This is a genomic window from Maribacter spongiicola, assembly GCF_052119685.1.
GTDB lineage: Bacteria > Bacteroidota > Bacteroidia > Flavobacteriales > Flavobacteriaceae > Maribacter > Maribacter spongiicola_A.
Map to the genome: position 1 here is coordinate 220,722 of NZ_JBGQOO010000004.1, position 16,672 is coordinate 237,393.

A 16,672-nucleotide genomic window follows, 5' to 3' on the forward strand; every position below is an offset into this window, starting at 1 on the left:
AAACAAAAATAGATAATTCTATTTAAACTTTGATAGCATAAGTAAGAAGTGATTTTGAAATACTCAATTATTATATTCTAAAGTGTCTACTATAAACCCAATATAGAGAAAAATGCTTCTTTATGACTTTCACCAATTGGTATGCGCATATCGTTTATAACTATTCTATTACGCTGTACTGTTTTAATGAAATTTACATTTACAATGTAAGATTTATGTACTCTAAGAAATTGATTTGAAGGTAACTTACTCATAATTTCTTTGAAACTCATGAGCGTAAGAATGGTTTTGTTGGTATTATAAATATGGATTTTTAAATAATCTTTTAAACCTTGTACATATTCAATTTGGTCTAAATCGATTTTAATACTTTCGTATTCTGCCTTTACAAAAATGAACTTTTTATCTACTGAATTATCTCCGGTCGATGAGAATACGTTTGCTTCCATGATAGTTTTTTGTTTTTTAGAAATTAAATCTTGAACTCTTGATACCGACTTAATAAAACGGTGATACGGTATCGGTTTCACTAAATAATCTACGGCGTTCAACTCAAAACCGTCAACGGCATATTGAGAATAGGCTGTTGTAAATATGAAAAATGGCTTATTATCTAGCGTACCCATAAAATCGATTCCGTTAATTTGGGGCATTTCGATATCGCAAAAAATTAAATCGATTTTCTTCTCTTTTATTTCACTTATCGCATCTAAAGGGTTGGTGTATGTTTTTACCAAATCGATAAAATCTAATTTTTGGCAATAGCTTGATAGTATTTCTATTGCCAATGGTTCGTCATCAATTATTATACATCTCATGGTTTCGCTTGTTTTTGATAAATAGTTAATGAAACTTCATAATCTTTGCCATCATTTTCTACTTCTAGATTATGCAACTCCGGATAAATCAATTTTAATTGGTTTCTAATATTCTGGAGTCCGATGCCCGAGTTTTTGGTTGGTTCTCTAAAAATTCCAATCTTATTTCTCACATTTAAATAAACAGCGACATCTGTAATAATCAATGTAATTTTAACATAAGTTTTACCTTTGTAATCTGTGCCATATTTAAATGCATTTTCTATAAATGAGATAAACAATAATGGCGGTATGGCCCTACCTCTATCTTCACCTGTAATTTTTAACGATACGTTTTCACTATCAGATAAACGCAGACGTTGTAACTGTATGTAGCTTTTTATGTAGTCTAACTCTTTATTTAATGGCACTAGATCTTTATCCGCCTCATAAATCATGTAGCGCATTAATTCAGATAAATCAACTATGGCGTCAGAGGTATCTGGCGATTTTTTTACAGAAAGCGCATAAATCGTATTTAGTGAATTGAATAAAAAATGCGGATTTAACTGTGCCTTTAAAAATTGCAACTCTGATTTAATATTTTCCTTTTCAACAGACAATCGTAAGTTCTCGTTACGTTTCCATTCTACATACATTCTTAAAATTGCACTTATAACATAGGGTATACCTAAGTTTATGAACGACCTATAAATAGGCATATACCCGAACCCTCTTGGTGGCTGTCTTTCTAAAAAAAAATCTTCTTGTAGTTTAGGCTCATAAAAATGGTTAAGCCCCGCTACTGCAATAATTAATAACCCAATTGAAACAAAGAGATAAATCAATACACTTTTCTTTAATAAATACTCTGGTACTAAATAGAAGTAGTTAAAATAGAAAAGAACCAGAATAACAATCAGCTTAGGTAAAACATCTGACGGTATAGGTCTATCGTTATTTAAAATCGGGTAAAAAGCGAGTCCGTATAACAATATCCATATACTCATATGAACAACTATCTGAACCCTATTTTTTAAACTTATTCTCATATAGAAACTAGTGCGCTGCCCCAGTTGAAATTTTGTTATCAGTCAAATCTGATAGTTTTAAAACGGGAGACTTACCTGCTTCTATTTTTGCTATAACAAGGTCTGCTATTTTTAAGGCTTGAGCCTCGTTAACAAACTTTTGTTTACCGGTAAAACCTGGTATAAACTCTTGTAAAATCACTATTTTTTCTCCTCTCATAATCTGATAACCATAACCATCATTTAGATTGACCACCTGACTATGAAAACTTTGAGTTTCATTAGTGAATGTTTGATTATAAATTGAATAACCGAACACAAGTGCCAAAAATAGAACAATAAGTACCCAAAATTTTGCAGTCGAAATCATAAATAAATGTTTAAAAATGGGCCAATTCACATAGATTGACCCAAAAAATTAACAATTGCACTCACTATGAAAATTAATCTTCCTCCTCATACTCATCTTGAGGAAAGAATTCATCTAAATCATCTAGGTATAATGTACCCGTTCTACCCATACCTATAAATACCCGACTGCCATTTGAAAAAGCTATTGCATCTTGTCGCGTTGCTCCTTCAAAAGAAGTCTTTTGTTCCCATTCATCTGTAATCGGGTCATATTCCCAAACAGTATTTGTAGCACCACTTAGCTCTCCACAAGCGATATAACCATATCCGTTTACGGTAAAACCAACTGCATTGCTTCGTTGTATTGCGTATTCATCTTCTTCGTCCAAATCTAACTTCTTTGTCCAGCTTTCTGTGGTAGGATCAAAAACCCAAAAATCATCTAGGTAAACACCATTAGACACTCCTGTACCTAAATACACTTGTTCATTAATAGTGAATGTCGTGGCCGATCTTCTTTTATTTCCACCGAAGCCAACTAACTCTGTCCATGTATCGTTTGCCGGATTATACTTCCAGAAATCTTTTCTATCGTTTTCACCGTCATAACCAGTACCTACATAGCCAAAACCGTTTACGCCAAAGCCTACCGCATTTCTTCTTGCCGTTGGCAACGATGCAATTTCAGTCCATGTATTAGAGGCTGTATTATACTTGTAAAAATCTGTTAACTCATCTACACCATCATAGCCGGAGCCAATGTAACCGACACCATCAACCTCAAAACCTACCGCAGCATTTCTGGCCACCCCCGGAAAATCTGCTTTCTGTGACCAATAATCACCCTCAATATCATATGCCCAAAACGAGGATAGATAATCGTCACCATCATAACCAACCCCCATGTAGCCGATATTGTTTATTGTAAAACCAGATATACTACTTCTCGCACTACCATCGAAAACAGATTTATCTACCCAGTTACCTAAATCATCATCTTCATCTTCACTTGAACAGCTCGTAAATACCATAGCCATAATCAGCATACCAGTAATCTTGTACACATACCATTTTCTTTTATTCATCATTTTTTGTTTTAAGTTTCGTTGTATTCGAGTTCAAATCTACTAGAGGCCTTAGGGTTCAAAAAAACACAATAGATTAAAATTGGTTTTTAACATACCAAACCCAAAATTTCATCTACCAACACGAACTTTTCTTTGATAGTTCAAATAACAGTATTCATCCCTTAACATACACGATTCGTCTATTCGGGTTTTTACAACCAAGACTGACATTTAGCTTTGATAAAAATTAAATTCTAAATGAAGGTGTTCTTAAATAAAATACATGTGTTCTACATGATTATGTTCGGTGGTGTCTTTACGATAATCGCAGTTTCTTGCAGTGATGATATTTATAATGATTCAGAATTTGTTGCCGGTGAAACTTTTACAAATAGTACTATTCGACTTTTATTGATAGATACGTTGACAGTTAGCACTTCTACGATGAAGTTTGATAGTATCGCTACATCTGTATCTACACGAATACTCACAGGAAAATATACCGATACCGTTTTTGGCACTATAACAGCATCTAGCTACATGCAATTTTTACCTGCATCTTACACTATTGATAGCGATGCCAAATTTGACAGCCTTGTTATGGTTTTAGGTTACGACCAGTATTATTATAATGACACATTACAGAAAAATACCATCCACATTAAAAAAATAAATGAAAATTTAAAACCAATTAGCGATGATTATTTCTACAATACCAGCAGTATTGGTTATGAAGAAGCTGACCTTGGCATACTTGAATATTACCCAAGACCTCTAGCGGGCGACTCAATTACTATTAAGCTGATAGATGATTTTGGGTCTGATGTATTTACCCAACTTCAAGACAAGAATATTGTAAACTCTGACGAGTACAGAGATTATTTTAAAGGTATCGGTATTCTACCAGACGAAACTGATAACGGTTCTATTATTGGTTTTTCTAAATCTTCTGAAAACACCTATATGCGCTTGTATTTTAGCACAGATACTGCCGATGATAATATTCAAGAATATATTGATGTTCAAATAAATGCCGCCACTTCTCCCCTACCATTTTTTAATAAAATTATCGCTGACGACCCCATTACCCCATTACAATCTTTGACAGATAGCAAGACCAATCTTGCTAGTTCAGATTCTAACAACCAAAGCTATATTGAATCGGGAATCGGAATTGCCATGCGAATTCAATTTCCACATATTGGTAGTCTGTACGATATACCAGGCAACGGCACCATATTAGACGGAGTTTTAAAAATTAAACCGGTTGCCCAATCTTATAACAACAATTTAAAGCTAAGAGATACGCTTGCCGTTTACGTGGTTGATCAAAATAATGAACTAGTAGAAACACTAACCTCAACGTATTATGCCATACTTAACAGAGAAAACCAAGAATTCAATGATATCTATTATGAAATATCACTAGCCTACTTTTTAGAAGAACTGCAGTTAAAAGATAGAGACATAGATGATGCGTTGATTCTTCTGCCGATTGACTATAATTCTTCGGTCGATCGATTTATTATGAGTGGAAATGGAAATGGAGAAAACGAAACAATTTTAGAATTAACATACGGTATATACGATGAAGATTAACCAAATTATTTTTTTTACAATAGGAATAGTATCAGCATGTCAACTAGCTTCTGCCCAGTCTGAAGCGTTAACAAGCTCACCTTATTCTTTATACAGACTCGGAGTAATAAACCAAACCAGCATTGGTAAATTTAATAGTCTAGGTTATAGTGGTATCGGTATAAAATCGCCATATGAACTTAATAACCTCAACCCCGCAAACTATGCTCTAATACCTCAACATTCTTTTTTATATGATATCGGTGTAACGGGCGAATTCAATAACTATAGCAATACTTCTACATCTGAAGAAAAATCGACCGTTAACTTTTCTAATATAGCCTTCGGATTTAGAATTACCGATAATTTAGGTGCCGGTATAACCATGATACCTTATAGCGATGTTGGGTATTCATTACTAGGTGTAAACACTAATATTGAAGGTTCTACAGAAACTTTTGAAAGTAATATTACCGGACTGGGCGGGCTAAATGATATTAAACTGAATGTTGGATATTCAGTTATTCCAAAATTGAGATTAGGATTAAGTGCGTCGTTTCTATTTGGAAGCATTGATGAAACCGAATCTTTTAGTTATAGTTCTTCTACTTTCGAGTCTACAGAAAAAACTAATTATAGCGGTGCGAGATTAGGTTTCGGACTACAGTTTGATGTCAATGATAATATAACCATTGGTAGTACGGTTCAGCTGCCTACTAGCTTAAACGGCAGTTTAAAAAGGTCAGTTAATAAAACTTTATTAGGAACTGAAATTACTGTTGAAGACGAAAGTTCTGATAATGTTTCTGATTTTAAACTTCCATTAGAGCTCGGCTTTGGTATGAGTATAAAACCAATTGAGGCGTTAACCTTTAGTGCAGATTATAAGAAAAACTTCTGGACAGATACTGATCAATCCGAAAACATAGGTAGCTATCAAGACCAAGACATTTACGCGTTTGGTTTAGAATACCTTAAAGACCCCCCTAGTTATAAATACGGTCAACGAATTAGCTATAAATTAGGTTACAATTATGATAACGGCTATTTAGCAATAGGCGATAAAAAAATAGAAGGTTATAACTTAACGGCAGGTATCGGAATACCAGCGAGTAGAGGTAGCCACTCTATGATCAACCTTTCTTACAGTTATGGCTCTAAGGGATTATTACAGAATGTACTTATTAAAGAGAAATATCATCTGGTTACCCTGAACTTAAGCTTAGAAGATATCTGGTTCGTAAAAAAGAAGGTATACTAAGTCAACCATTGACACCAAAACTTCAAAAAAAAAAATTAGAAGGAATTTTAACTTCTAAATATAAAATCTCCATTAGTAATTCATTTTGTTGGAACCCTAATAGGAACTGATAGTATGGATATAAAAAAAGCCCGGATAATTATCCGGGCTTTTACTTTTGATTCTTATTCAGAATCTATACTATGAAATTACTTCTTCTTAGAATCAGCTTCCATTTTGTCTTTCAACGCTTGTAGTGCATCGTTAGCATCACCTAAAGTAGGCTTAGCTTCATCTGCGCTAGCTGATTGTCTTTTGACAGCCGCTTTTACATTACGTTGCTCTTCTTCACGGAAAATAGCAGTATGACTAGCTACAACACGTTTAAAGTCTTTATTGAACTCAATAATCTTGAATTCAGCTTCATCGCCTTTACCTAGTTTTTTACCATCTTCTTTCTCTAAATGACGTTGAGGAATGAATGCAGTAATATCTTCGTTAAATTCAATTGTTGCACCTTTATCAACTACATCAGAAATGGTAGCTGTATGAACTGTACCCAATGCGAATTCAGTTTCATATTTATCCCAAGGGTTTTCAGTAGTTTGTTTATGACCTAAGCTTAACTTACGACCATCAACATCCAATTCTAACACCTCTATCTCTAAAGTATCACCAACATTGGTAAACTCAGATGGATGCTTGATTTTCTTAGTCCAAGAAAGATCAGAGATATAAATTAAACCATCGATACCTTCTTCTAGTTCAACAAAAACACCAAAGTTTGTAAAGTTTCTTACAATACCTTTATGCTTAGAACCTACAGGGTATTTAGTAGTAATATCAGTCCAAGGATCTGGAGTCAATTGCTTGATACCAAGAGACATTTTACGATCTTCACGATCCAATGTCAATACAACTGCTTCAACCTCATCACCAACTTTCACGAAATCTTGAGCTGAACGCAAGTGCGTTGACCAAGACATTTCAGAAACGTGAATAAGACCTTCAACACCTTCAACAACTTCGATGAATGCGCCATAATCAGCTATAACAACTACTTTACCTTTTACTTTATCACCAATCTTAATTTCATCAGATAAAGCTTCCCAAGGGTGCTTCTCTAACTGCTTAAGACCTAATTGTATTCTAGATTTGTTTTCATCAAAATCAAGAATTACAACATTTAATTTCTGGTCCAATTCAACAACCTCGTTCGGGTGGTTAATTCTGCTCCAAGAAAGGTCAGTAATGTGAACTAAACCATCAACACCACCAAGATCAATAAACACACCATAAGAAGTAATGTTTTTAACAACACCTTCTAATACTTGTCCTTTTTCTAATTGGCTAATGATTTCTTTCTTCTGTTCTTCAATATCAGCTTCAATAAGAGCTTTATGAGAAACAACAACGTTTTTAAATTCGTGGTTGATTTTTACAACCTTGAATTCCATTGTTTTATTTACATACTGATCGTAATCGCGAATTGGCTTCACGTCAATTTGAGAACCAGGCAAGAATGCCTCAATTCCGAAAACATCAACGATCATACCACCTTTAGTTCTGCATTTAACAAAACCACTAACGATTTCTTCTTTGTCATGAGCCGCGTTAACACGATCCCATGCCATGATAGTTCTTGCTTTTCTGTGAGACAATACTAATTGACCACTTTTATCCTCACGAATATCGATCAAAACCTCTACTTTGTCACCAACTTTTAAACCTGGGTTATAACGAAATTCGTTTAACGAAATTACACCTTCAGATTTTGCGTTGATATCAATAATAGCTTCTCTATCAGTAATATAAACTACAGTTCCTTCAACAACCTCAGCATCTGCGGTGTCAACGAAATTTTCAGCCACTAATTTTTCAAATTCCTTCAATTTAGAATCATCAACACGCTCAATTCCTTGCTCGTACTTTTCCCAATTGAAACTTTCTAAAAATTCTTGTGGATCTTGCTGTGGAGTTTCAACAGCTTGTTGTGTTGCTTCAGTAGTAGCTTCTACCTCTGCGTTTGTTTTTTCTTCAGCCATTTGCTGATTAATAGTTTGTATTCCATAACCTTATCAAGACTTAGGCAACGACTATGAAAGTAGTTACATTTATTTTTTTTCTAACCCTTTTTCTCTTGACTTCCTTGCAAAAAAGGTGTGCAAAAATAATCATTTTATTTAAATTAGGCAACACAACAAAGTATTACGCGTTCATTTAATGAATTTGGCATGATTTTAGAATTAAATATCTTAAATATGCTTATCTTAGAAGTATTATAATAACCATTAAAAAAAGTAAAATTATGAGTGTTAAGGCAAAATATCAAGGTTTGTTAGATCTTGGTGAGCAATTGGGTATAAAAGACGGAAATGTAACCGTTGAAGGTGATGTCCTTAAAATTAAAGGACAAGCAAAAACTCCTTACGAGAAAGACCTAATGTGGGATAAAATAAAGCAAATAGGTGGTGAAAGCCCTTCTGATATTAAAGCTAATATAACTGTTGAAGACGATACTGTATATCACAGACACGTTGTTAAAGGTGGTGAGTCTTTAAGCAAAATAGCTAAGCACTACTATGGTGATGCTATGAAATACAAAGCTATATTCGAAGCCAACACCGGTATCTTGAAAAATCCAGATGTTATTCATCCAGATCAAGTATTGGTTATTCCAAATAAATAGTATCGATACTATATAAATAAAAAGAGGTTAGCTTTGCTAACCTCTTTTTTTATGCTTGATGTTTTTCAATAACCCGAAGCGAGTGTTCATAGATTCTTTGAAACTGATCTTCTAGTCCTAAATCACTATTATCAAACTCAATAGCATCATCTGCTCTTTTTAAAGGTGAAATTGCACGGTTACTATCAATATAATCTCGTTTTTGTACATTTTCAAGAATATCTGTATAAATAACATTCTCTCCCCTATCCAATAATTCTTTATATCTTCTTACCGCACGTTTCTCTGGTGAAGCGGTCATGAAAATTTTAAGCTCAGCATCAGGAAAAACCACGGTACCGATATCTCTACCGTCCATAACTAGACCTTTATCTACACCCATCGCTTGTTGCATGGCTACCAATTTCTCTCGAACAGCTGCTATAACCGAAACCTGACTTACATTTTTCGAAACAGGCATGGTTCTAATTTCCTTCTCTACATTTTCACCATTCAAATACATTTCGGCATACCCTAAATCTGAATTAAAAATAAAGTTCAGTTCAATATCGCCTAATGATCTCACCAATGCATCTTCATCAACCTCACCAGCTTCTACAAAACCGGACTTCATTGCGAACAATGTAACTGCACGATACATTGCCCCAGTATCTACATAAACATATTCTAGCTTTTTAGCCAACTGCTTAGCCAAAGTGCTTTTTCCCGTAGAAGAGAATCCGTCAATTGCAATAGTGATTTTTTTCATTGTTCCAAAAATATAAAGAAAAGCTGTATTACAACTCTTTCGCGTTTTTTACTTTGACATCGGTAATTGCAATATCAATTACTTCAGACATTTCCTTTACATAATGAAAAGTCAATCCTTTTAAGTAAGATTCTTTGATTTCCTTAATATCACGCTCATTATCTGCACAAAGAATAATTTCTTTAATTTTTGCTCTTTTTGCAGCAAGAATCTTTTCTTTTATTCCGCCAACAGGCAATACTTTTCCTCTTAAGGTTATTTCACCTGTCATCGCCAAGCTCTTTTTAATGCGCTTTTGAGTGAATAAAGAAACTAAAGAAGTTAACATGGTTATACCTGCACTCGGACCATCTTTAGGCGTTGCCCCTTCCGGAACGTGAATATGTACATTGTACTTTTCAAAAACCTCTGGGTCGATACCAAAATATTCAGCATTAGATTTAATATATTCCATAGCAATGGTAGCAGACTCTTTCATCACTTTACCAAGGTTACCGGTAATTGTCATAGCACCTTTACCTTTTGAAAGTATAGATTCAATAAACAAAATATCACCACCAACACTGGTCCAAGCAAGACCTGTTACTACACCTGCAACTTCATTATTTTCATATTTATCGCGCTCCATTTTTGGTGCACCCAATACTTCTATAATAATCTCATTACTAACCTTTATCTCATATTCCTCTTCTGTGGCGATAGACTTAGCCGCGTAACGTACCATTTTTGCAATTTGCTTTTCTAAAGAACGCACTCCAGATTCGCGGGTATACCCTTCTACAATTTTCTCTAATTGCGGTTTACCGATTTTCAAATGACTTGCATTTAAACCATGCTCGGTCAATTGCTTTGGTAGTAAATGTTTTTTGGCAATTTCTACTTTCTCTTCAATGGTATAACCACTTACGTGAATAATCTCCATACGATCTCTAAGAGCTGGCTGTATACTACCTAAATTATTAGCGGTAGCTACGAACATTACTTTAGAAAGGTCATAACCCAACTCTAAAAAATTATCGTGAAAATCGCTATTCTGCTCCGGATCCAACACCTCTAACATTGCAGAAGATGGATCACCTTGATTACTATTAGACAACTTATCTATCTCATCTAGAATGAAAACTGGATTTGATGTACCTGCCTTTTTAAGACTTTGAATAATTCTACCGGGCATAGCACCAATGTATGTCTTACGATGCCCTCTAATCTCAGCTTCATCACGCAAACCACCTAAAGACATTCTCACATATTCTCTACCCAATGCTTCAGCTACAGATTTACCCAAAGAAGTTTTACCAACTCCTGGAGGTCCGTACAGACATAAGATCGGCGATTTCATATCATTACGCAATTTTAATACCGCTAGATACTCTATGATTCTTTTCTTTACATCTTCTAAACCATAATGGTCGCGATCAAGAATTCTTTGTGCGCGTTTTAAATCGAACTTATCTTTCGAAAATTCTTTCCAAGGTAGATCTAGCATAAGATCCAAATAATTTCTTTGGATGGAATATTCCGCCACTTGCGGATTCATACGCTTCATTTTAGACAACTCCTTTTCAAAATGTTCTTTTACTTTCTTGCCCCACTTCTTCTTTTTAGACTTGATTTTCATCTCCTCTAACTCCTCATCATATGAAACACCACCCAATTCTTCTTGAATGGTTTTCATTTGTTGGTGTAAAAAGTACTCTCTTTGCTGCTGGTCTAAGTCATTTCTAACCTTCGACTGAATATCGTTTTTAAGCTCTAACTTCTGCATTTCAACATTCATGTATTTCAATGTTGCCAATGCACGTTCTTGCAAACTACTTATCTCTAATAACTCTTGTTTCGCCTTTACATCTAAATTAAGATTAGACGATACAAAGTTGATTAGAAAAGAATCGCTTTGAATATTCTTAATAGCAAAAGATGCCTCACTCGGAATGTTCGGATTATCTCTAATAATCTTCAATGCCAATTCTTTGATAGATTCTATAATGGCAGAGAACTCCTTATCGTTCCTTTCTGGTCTAATTTCTTCGGTCTCTCTAACCGTAGCCGTTAAATATGGCTTTTTAGTCAAAACTTCGGCAATCTCAAAACGTTTTTTTCCTTGAATGATCACCGTTGTATTACCATCGGGCATTTGAAGCACGCGTAATATTTTGGCAACCGTACCCAAGGTATTGATATCTTGCACATCGGGGTTTTCGGTTTCTTCGTTTTTTTGAGAAACAACACCGATGACTTTAGAGCCATTATTAGCATCTTTTATTAAACGAATACTTTTATCTCTACCAGCAGTAATCGGAATTACTACACCAGGAAAAAGTACCGTATTTCTTAAAGGCAATATCGGTAAGGTTTCTGGCAAAGTCTCACTATTCATTTGCTCCTCATCTTCGGGGGTCAATAGTGGAATAAGCTCAGAATCTTGATCGATTCCCTGTAAGGACATATTGTCAAAATTTGAAAATTTAGAATCTCCCATACTCATATATCGGTCATTCTGTCATTAAATAAACAGAATTTTAGTTTTATAAATTATACATAAATACTGCAGAAGCACTATAATAAGGCTACTACAGCTTTTTCACCTTTACTTTCACAATGGTATTTCAATTCTTGTGCCAAGTGAATTAATTCGTTTAAAAATAAGACAGCGTTAAAGTCTAGCACCTTAGTAAAAGCACATAAAGTATTTATTAAAAGTTACACATATACCAGCTTCAAAGTAAATAATCTCGAATATGAAGCAAAGAATATTTACATATAAATTTCACCAAACTGTAACAAACCGTAAATTGAATCATCTTTCAATAAAACCAATCACTTTTTGAGCCAACAAAGAGAACATATTGATGAGCTAGTGCAATTGTGTATGGCCGGTAAACAGAGTGCACAACTAGAAGTGTACAATAGGTATTACAAGGCTATGTTCAATACATCTCTCAGAATCGTAAAAGACACTGCCCAAGCAGAAGACATTATGCAAGAATCGTTTCTAAGCGCATTTACGAAACTGCATACTTTTAAAGGGGAAGTCACTTTTGGATCCTGGTTGAAACGCATTGTTATTAACAACAGCATACATCAATATAGAAAGCAACAGAAAAAGAATGAAGTTGCTTTAGATGAAGTATTGTACAAGGTCGAAGATAATGACGGAATTGCATCTGACCATGTGTTTACAGAACTAAAGGCTCAAAAAGTGATGGAAACCATGAAAGATTTAAAAGACAATTACAGAATTTCTTTGACCTTACATCTAATCGAAGGGTTCGATTATGATGAAATCAGCGAAATCATGAACATTAGTTATGCCAATTGCAGAACTACTATTTCAAGAGCTAAAGAAAGTCTTAGAAAAAAATTAATACTCGCGGTCTAATGAAGAAAGATAACATAGAAGAGCTTTTTAATGAGCTACAAGAAAAAGTAGATTATGCGGAACCCACCAGTGGGCACCAGCAGCGGTTTTTAGAAAAATTAAACGAAAGTAAAGGTGTTGCGACACTTGCCCCAAAGAAAAAGAATCCTTGGATGCTCTTTTTGTCTGTTGCCGCTTCTATTGCTATTTTATTATCTGTTGGAATATTTCAACTTAATACGGCAAATAGCATTGACAATCAAGTAGCGCAAATTTCGCCAGAGGCATCTAAAACTCAATTTTATTTTGCGAATTTAATCGAACAGCAAATCAACGAACTGAATTCTGAAAAATCACCAGAAACAGAAAAGATTATAAATGACACCATGGCGCAATTGAAAAAGCTTCAATTGAATTATACCACAATGGAACAAGACCTAGTAAACGGTGGTAACAGCAAATTAATTTTAAGTGCTATGATTACTAATTTCCAAACAAGAATAGACCTTCTTAACGAAGTAATGGTACAAATTGAAAATATTAAATCAATTAAAAAATCGAATAATGAAAACTATACTATATAAATATACCTGGCTACTAATGCTAGTTTTTACAACCGCTGCAACTGCCAACGACACCACTTTTGATGGCAAGCATACCAAAGAAAAGACCATAAAAAAAGAGTTTAATGTTAGGTCTAATGCCCTACTTAAAATTAACAACTCTTATGGCAACTTAAACATTACTTCGTGGAACGAAAATAGAGTAGTTATCGAAGTTCACATTAAAACCAATGGTAACAACGAAGAAAAGGTGCAGAAAAAACTAGATGAAATATCTATTGATTTTGAAGCTAGTAACGAACGTGTTTCTGCAGAGACTATTTTTAACAAAAGTAGTAATGGCTGGGGATGGAGCTGGGGAAACAACAACAATGTTAACATGCAGATTAACTACACCATAAAAGTTCCTGTAAAAAACAATGTTGATCTTAGTAATGATTATGGCAACATTATTCTTGATAGAATAGACGGTCATGCTAGAATTAATTGTGACTATGGTAGACTTGAGTTGGGCGAACTTAGAGGTCGAAACAACCGTTTAAACTTCGATTATACTTCTAAGTCTACAATTGGGTATATTAATAGTGGAGAAATAAGAGCTGACTACTCAGGTTTCACCATAGAAAAAGCAGGAAATCTTGCTATTAATGCCGATTATACCAACGCTAATATAGGCATTATGGATAACCTAGAGTATACGAGCGATTACGGCAATATGGATATTGACGAATTAAAGAGTATTAATGGTAATGGCGATTATATTACCGTAAAATTAGGTACTGTACATGGTGATGTTTCTATAGCAGCAGATTATGGTTCTATACGTATAGACGAGCTTGCAGCTGATGCAGGCAATGTAAATATTAGAACTGATTATACCGGAATCAAAATAGGATACCATAACGATTATCATTTCGATTTCGATATTTCGACTAGTTATGCGGGAGTTAGCGGAAAAGATGATTTTACTATTTACATCAGTACAGAAAAATCTTCTGACAAGCATTACGAAGGTTTTTACGGCTCTAAAGGAAGTGGAAATAAAATGACGCTGTCAAGTGACTATGGCGGTATCAGTTTTACCAAAAAATAATCAATCAATCAATCAATCAATCAATTAAATATGAAAATCATGAAAAAATTAAGTGTATTAGTTTGTGCAGGTCTTTTATCTCTTTCTTGTTCAGCACAATGGGGAAAGACCATAAAAGGAAATGGAAATAATATTACCATTGAAAGAAGTACGGGAGATTATGACGGAGTAGCAGTTTCTGGATGGTTCGATGTTGACCTGGTTGCAGGCACCGAAGGTGAAATTACCTTGGAAGGTGAAGAAAACCTCTTAGAATATATCATTACCGAAGTAAAAGATGGCAAATTGGTCATTAAAACAGAAAAAGGTGTCAACCTAAAATCTAGCAACTGGAAATCTGGAATTCGTATTACCGTGCCTGTAGAATCTATTAGTTCTGTTGCCATGTCTGGATCTGGAGATATTGTTGGTAAAACAAAAATCAAATCAGATAAATTCAGTACTGCAATGTCAGGCTCTGGCGATATTACATTAGATATTGATACAAGCTCTTTATCTGCAACAATGTCCGGTTCTGGTGATATCGTTTTAAGCGGTAGCACTACAGATTTTGAAGCCACTATTTCTGGTAGCGGAGATATCGAAGCGTATGACCTAGATGCAGAAAATGTTGAGGCTACCGTGTCTGGATCTGCAGATATTCAAGTAACTGCAAAGAAATCTATTAAAGCACGTGTTTCTGGTTCTGGAGATATTTCTTATAGAGGTAACCCCGAGAAAGTAGATACTAAAACCTCAGGATCCGGAGACATTTCTAAAGGCTAACCTATAAAATCAAAATAGCGAACAATCAATTCAACGAAGCCTCTTTTAAAGGGGCTTTTTTGATTCTTTTACTCTAGTCAACAAGAACATTCCAACTAAAAAGAATACACCCAAGAATATAATCGAGCTTCTCATACTACCGGTTTTTTGCGCTATAACTCCATAAAGAAAAGTACCAATGATGATTCCTATTTTTTCGGCTACGTCATAAAAACTGAAAAAAGAAGTCGTGTCGGTAGTCTCGGGTAAAAATTTTGAATAGGTAGAACGTGATAATGCTTGAATACCACCCATCACCAAACCTACACAACCTGCGGCAATATAAAAATCGGTCGGCGTAATTACAAAATAGGCATATATACAAATAGCAACCCACAGTGCATTCACTATAATAAGTGTCTTAATATTTCCGAATTTTTCAGATGCTCTAGCGGTAACCGTCGCTCCTAAAATTGCCACAATCTGTATAACTAATATACTTACGATTAAACCTGTTGTTCTTTCAGAGTCTGTACCCCAAGCTATTTCTTCTTCTCCGAAATATGTGGCGATAAGCATTACAGTCTGCACGGCCATACTATACACAAAAAAAGCACCTAAATATCTTTTTAGTTTTACCTGCTCTCCTAGTTGATGCCATACCTGTTGAAGCTCTTTAAATCCGTTTAAAACTATATTGGTTCTTTTCCCTTCTTTTTTATAGCCTTTCGGCAGATAATAAAAGCTGTATTGTGCAAAGAGTATCCACCAAATACCTACGGTTACAAATGAATATTTCATGGCCTTTATTTCAGCGGCGCCTGCTTCATCTGTAGTTATACCAAAGAAGTCTGGTTTCATGACCATCGCCAAATTAAAAATTAGTAGAATTACACTACCAACATATCCTAGTGTAAAACCTTTGGCACTAATAGCATCTTGCTGCCTTGGGAAGGCTACATCTGGCAGATAAGAGTTATTGATGGCAAAGCTTACCCAAAAGCCTACTAATCCGAAGAAATAACAAGCTAAACCTATATAAATATTCTCTAAAGAAAACCAGTACAATCCAATACATGAGAGTCCGCCTAAATAACAGAAAAACTTCATAAACATTTTTTTATTTCCGAGATAATCGGCAACACCCGATACTAAAGGAGTAACGATTGCTATAAAAACAAATGCTAAAGAAGTGGTGTAACTTATTAAAGGAGCTCTTGCAATTTCACCTCCAAAAATGGTTACTTTTTCAATACCGGCAACTCTAAAAAGTGCCCCATAAAATATTGGAAAAACTGCAGAAGAAATAACTAAACTATATACTGAATTTGCCCAGTCGTAAAAGGCCCATGCGTTCAATAATTTTTTACTTCCTTTTGCAACTAGTGTCTTCCCCATATAAAAAAATAAAAG

Annotated in this window: 15 protein-coding genes; 7 read left to right on the forward strand and 8 right to left on the reverse strand. The window is 34.7% G+C overall.

What is annotated here, in order from left to right; all coding sequences use genetic code 11:
* Nucleotides 1-89: 89 nt before the first annotated feature.
* The 4 genes from ACEN2N_RS09095 to ACEN2N_RS09110 form a co-directional block, all read right to left on the reverse strand.
* Nucleotides 90-818 carry a LytR/AlgR family response regulator transcription factor gene (locus ACEN2N_RS09095; protein ID WP_441824030.1) on the reverse strand — a complete coding sequence of 243 codons (729 nt, stop codon included), beginning with the start codon at nt 816-818 and terminating at the stop codon, nt 90-92.
* On the reverse strand, nt 815-1,807 hold the full coding sequence (locus tag ACEN2N_RS09100; protein WP_441824031.1) for a sensor histidine kinase: 993 nt from the start codon (nt 1,805-1,807) through the stop codon (nt 815-817). The genes ACEN2N_RS09095 and ACEN2N_RS09100 overlap by 4 nt, the downstream gene beginning before the upstream one ends.
* 49 nt (nt 1,808-1,856) lie before the next feature.
* Complete coding sequence (locus tag ACEN2N_RS09105) at nt 1,857-2,198, reverse strand: DUF4907 domain-containing protein (RefSeq protein ID WP_441824032.1); 342 nt, start codon at nt 2,196-2,198, stop codon at nt 1,857-1,859.
* Between the two features lie 73 nt (nt 2,199-2,271).
* Nucleotides 2,272-3,267, reverse strand: coding sequence for a Kelch repeat-containing protein (locus tag ACEN2N_RS09110; RefSeq protein WP_441824033.1), 996 nt, complete (start codon nt 3,265-3,267; stop codon nt 2,272-2,274).
* Nucleotides 3,268-3,504: 237 nt separating this feature from the next.
* Between ACEN2N_RS09110 and ACEN2N_RS09115 the strand changes: the two genes are divergently transcribed.
* Entirely contained in the window at nt 3,505-4,845 is a 1,341-nt protein-coding gene (locus tag ACEN2N_RS09115; protein WP_441824034.1) for a DUF4270 family protein, read from the forward strand.
* Nucleotides 4,835-6,085: an OmpP1/FadL family transporter gene (locus tag ACEN2N_RS09120; RefSeq protein ID WP_441824035.1), complete on the forward strand. Its 1,251-nt coding sequence runs from the start codon at nt 4,835-4,837 to the stop codon at nt 6,083-6,085. The genes ACEN2N_RS09115 and ACEN2N_RS09120 overlap by 11 nt, the downstream gene beginning before the upstream one ends.
* A gap of 188 nt (nt 6,086-6,273) precedes the next feature.
* Here the strand turns inward: ACEN2N_RS09120 and rpsA are convergent, their stop codons facing one another.
* Complete coding sequence (gene rpsA, locus ACEN2N_RS09125) at nt 6,274-8,109, reverse strand: 30S ribosomal protein S1 (protein WP_424001578.1); 1,836 nt, start codon at nt 8,107-8,109, stop codon at nt 6,274-6,276.
* A 263-nt stretch (nt 8,110-8,372) separates the two neighbouring features.
* Here rpsA and ACEN2N_RS09130 point away from each other — a divergent pair, with 263 nt between their 5' ends.
* Nucleotides 8,373-8,753, forward strand: a complete 381-nt coding sequence (locus ACEN2N_RS09130; RefSeq protein ID WP_441824036.1) for a LysM peptidoglycan-binding domain-containing protein — start codon at nt 8,373-8,375, stop codon at nt 8,751-8,753.
* 49 nt (nt 8,754-8,802) lie between these two features.
* Here ACEN2N_RS09130 and cmk read toward each other — a convergent pair whose 3' ends face one another.
* Both cmk and lon read right to left on the reverse strand, forming a co-directional pair.
* Nucleotides 8,803-9,501 (reverse strand): (d)CMP kinase, encoded by a 699-nt coding sequence (gene cmk / locus ACEN2N_RS09135; protein ID WP_441824037.1) that lies wholly within the window; start codon nt 9,499-9,501, stop codon nt 8,803-8,805.
* Between the two features lie 28 nt (nt 9,502-9,529).
* Complete coding sequence (gene lon / locus ACEN2N_RS09140; RefSeq protein WP_441824038.1) at nt 9,530-11,980, reverse strand: endopeptidase La; 2,451 nt, start codon at nt 11,978-11,980, stop codon at nt 9,530-9,532.
* Nucleotides 11,981-12,325: 345 nt separating this feature from the next.
* Here lon and ACEN2N_RS09145 point away from each other — a divergent pair, with 345 nt between their 5' ends.
* The 4 genes from ACEN2N_RS09145 to ACEN2N_RS09160 are packed head-to-tail and all read left to right on the forward strand — an operon-like array spanning nt 12,326 to nt 15,280.
* On the forward strand, nt 12,326-12,880 hold the full coding sequence (locus ACEN2N_RS09145) for an RNA polymerase sigma factor (RefSeq protein ID WP_441824039.1): 555 nt from the start codon (nt 12,326-12,328) through the stop codon (nt 12,878-12,880).
* Nucleotides 12,880-13,443, forward strand: coding sequence for a hypothetical protein (locus ACEN2N_RS09150; RefSeq protein ID WP_441824040.1), 564 nt, complete (start codon nt 12,880-12,882; stop codon nt 13,441-13,443). Before ACEN2N_RS09145 ends, ACEN2N_RS09150 begins: the two co-directional genes overlap by 1 nt.
* Nucleotides 13,424-14,515, forward strand: coding sequence for a hypothetical protein (locus ACEN2N_RS09155; protein WP_441824041.1), 1,092 nt, complete (start codon nt 13,424-13,426; stop codon nt 14,513-14,515). The genes ACEN2N_RS09150 and ACEN2N_RS09155 overlap by 20 nt, the downstream gene beginning before the upstream one ends.
* Before the next feature lie 39 nt (nt 14,516-14,554).
* Nucleotides 14,555-15,280: a head GIN domain-containing protein gene (locus ACEN2N_RS09160; RefSeq protein ID WP_441824042.1), complete on the forward strand. Its 726-nt coding sequence runs from the start codon at nt 14,555-14,557 to the stop codon at nt 15,278-15,280.
* Between the two features lie 45 nt (nt 15,281-15,325).
* Here the strand turns inward: ACEN2N_RS09160 and ACEN2N_RS09165 are convergent, their stop codons facing one another.
* Nucleotides 15,326-16,657 carry an MFS transporter gene (locus ACEN2N_RS09165; RefSeq protein WP_441824043.1) on the reverse strand — a complete coding sequence of 444 codons (1,332 nt, stop codon included), beginning with the start codon at nt 16,655-16,657 and terminating at the stop codon, nt 15,326-15,328.
* Nucleotides 16,658-16,672 lie beyond the last annotated feature (15 nt).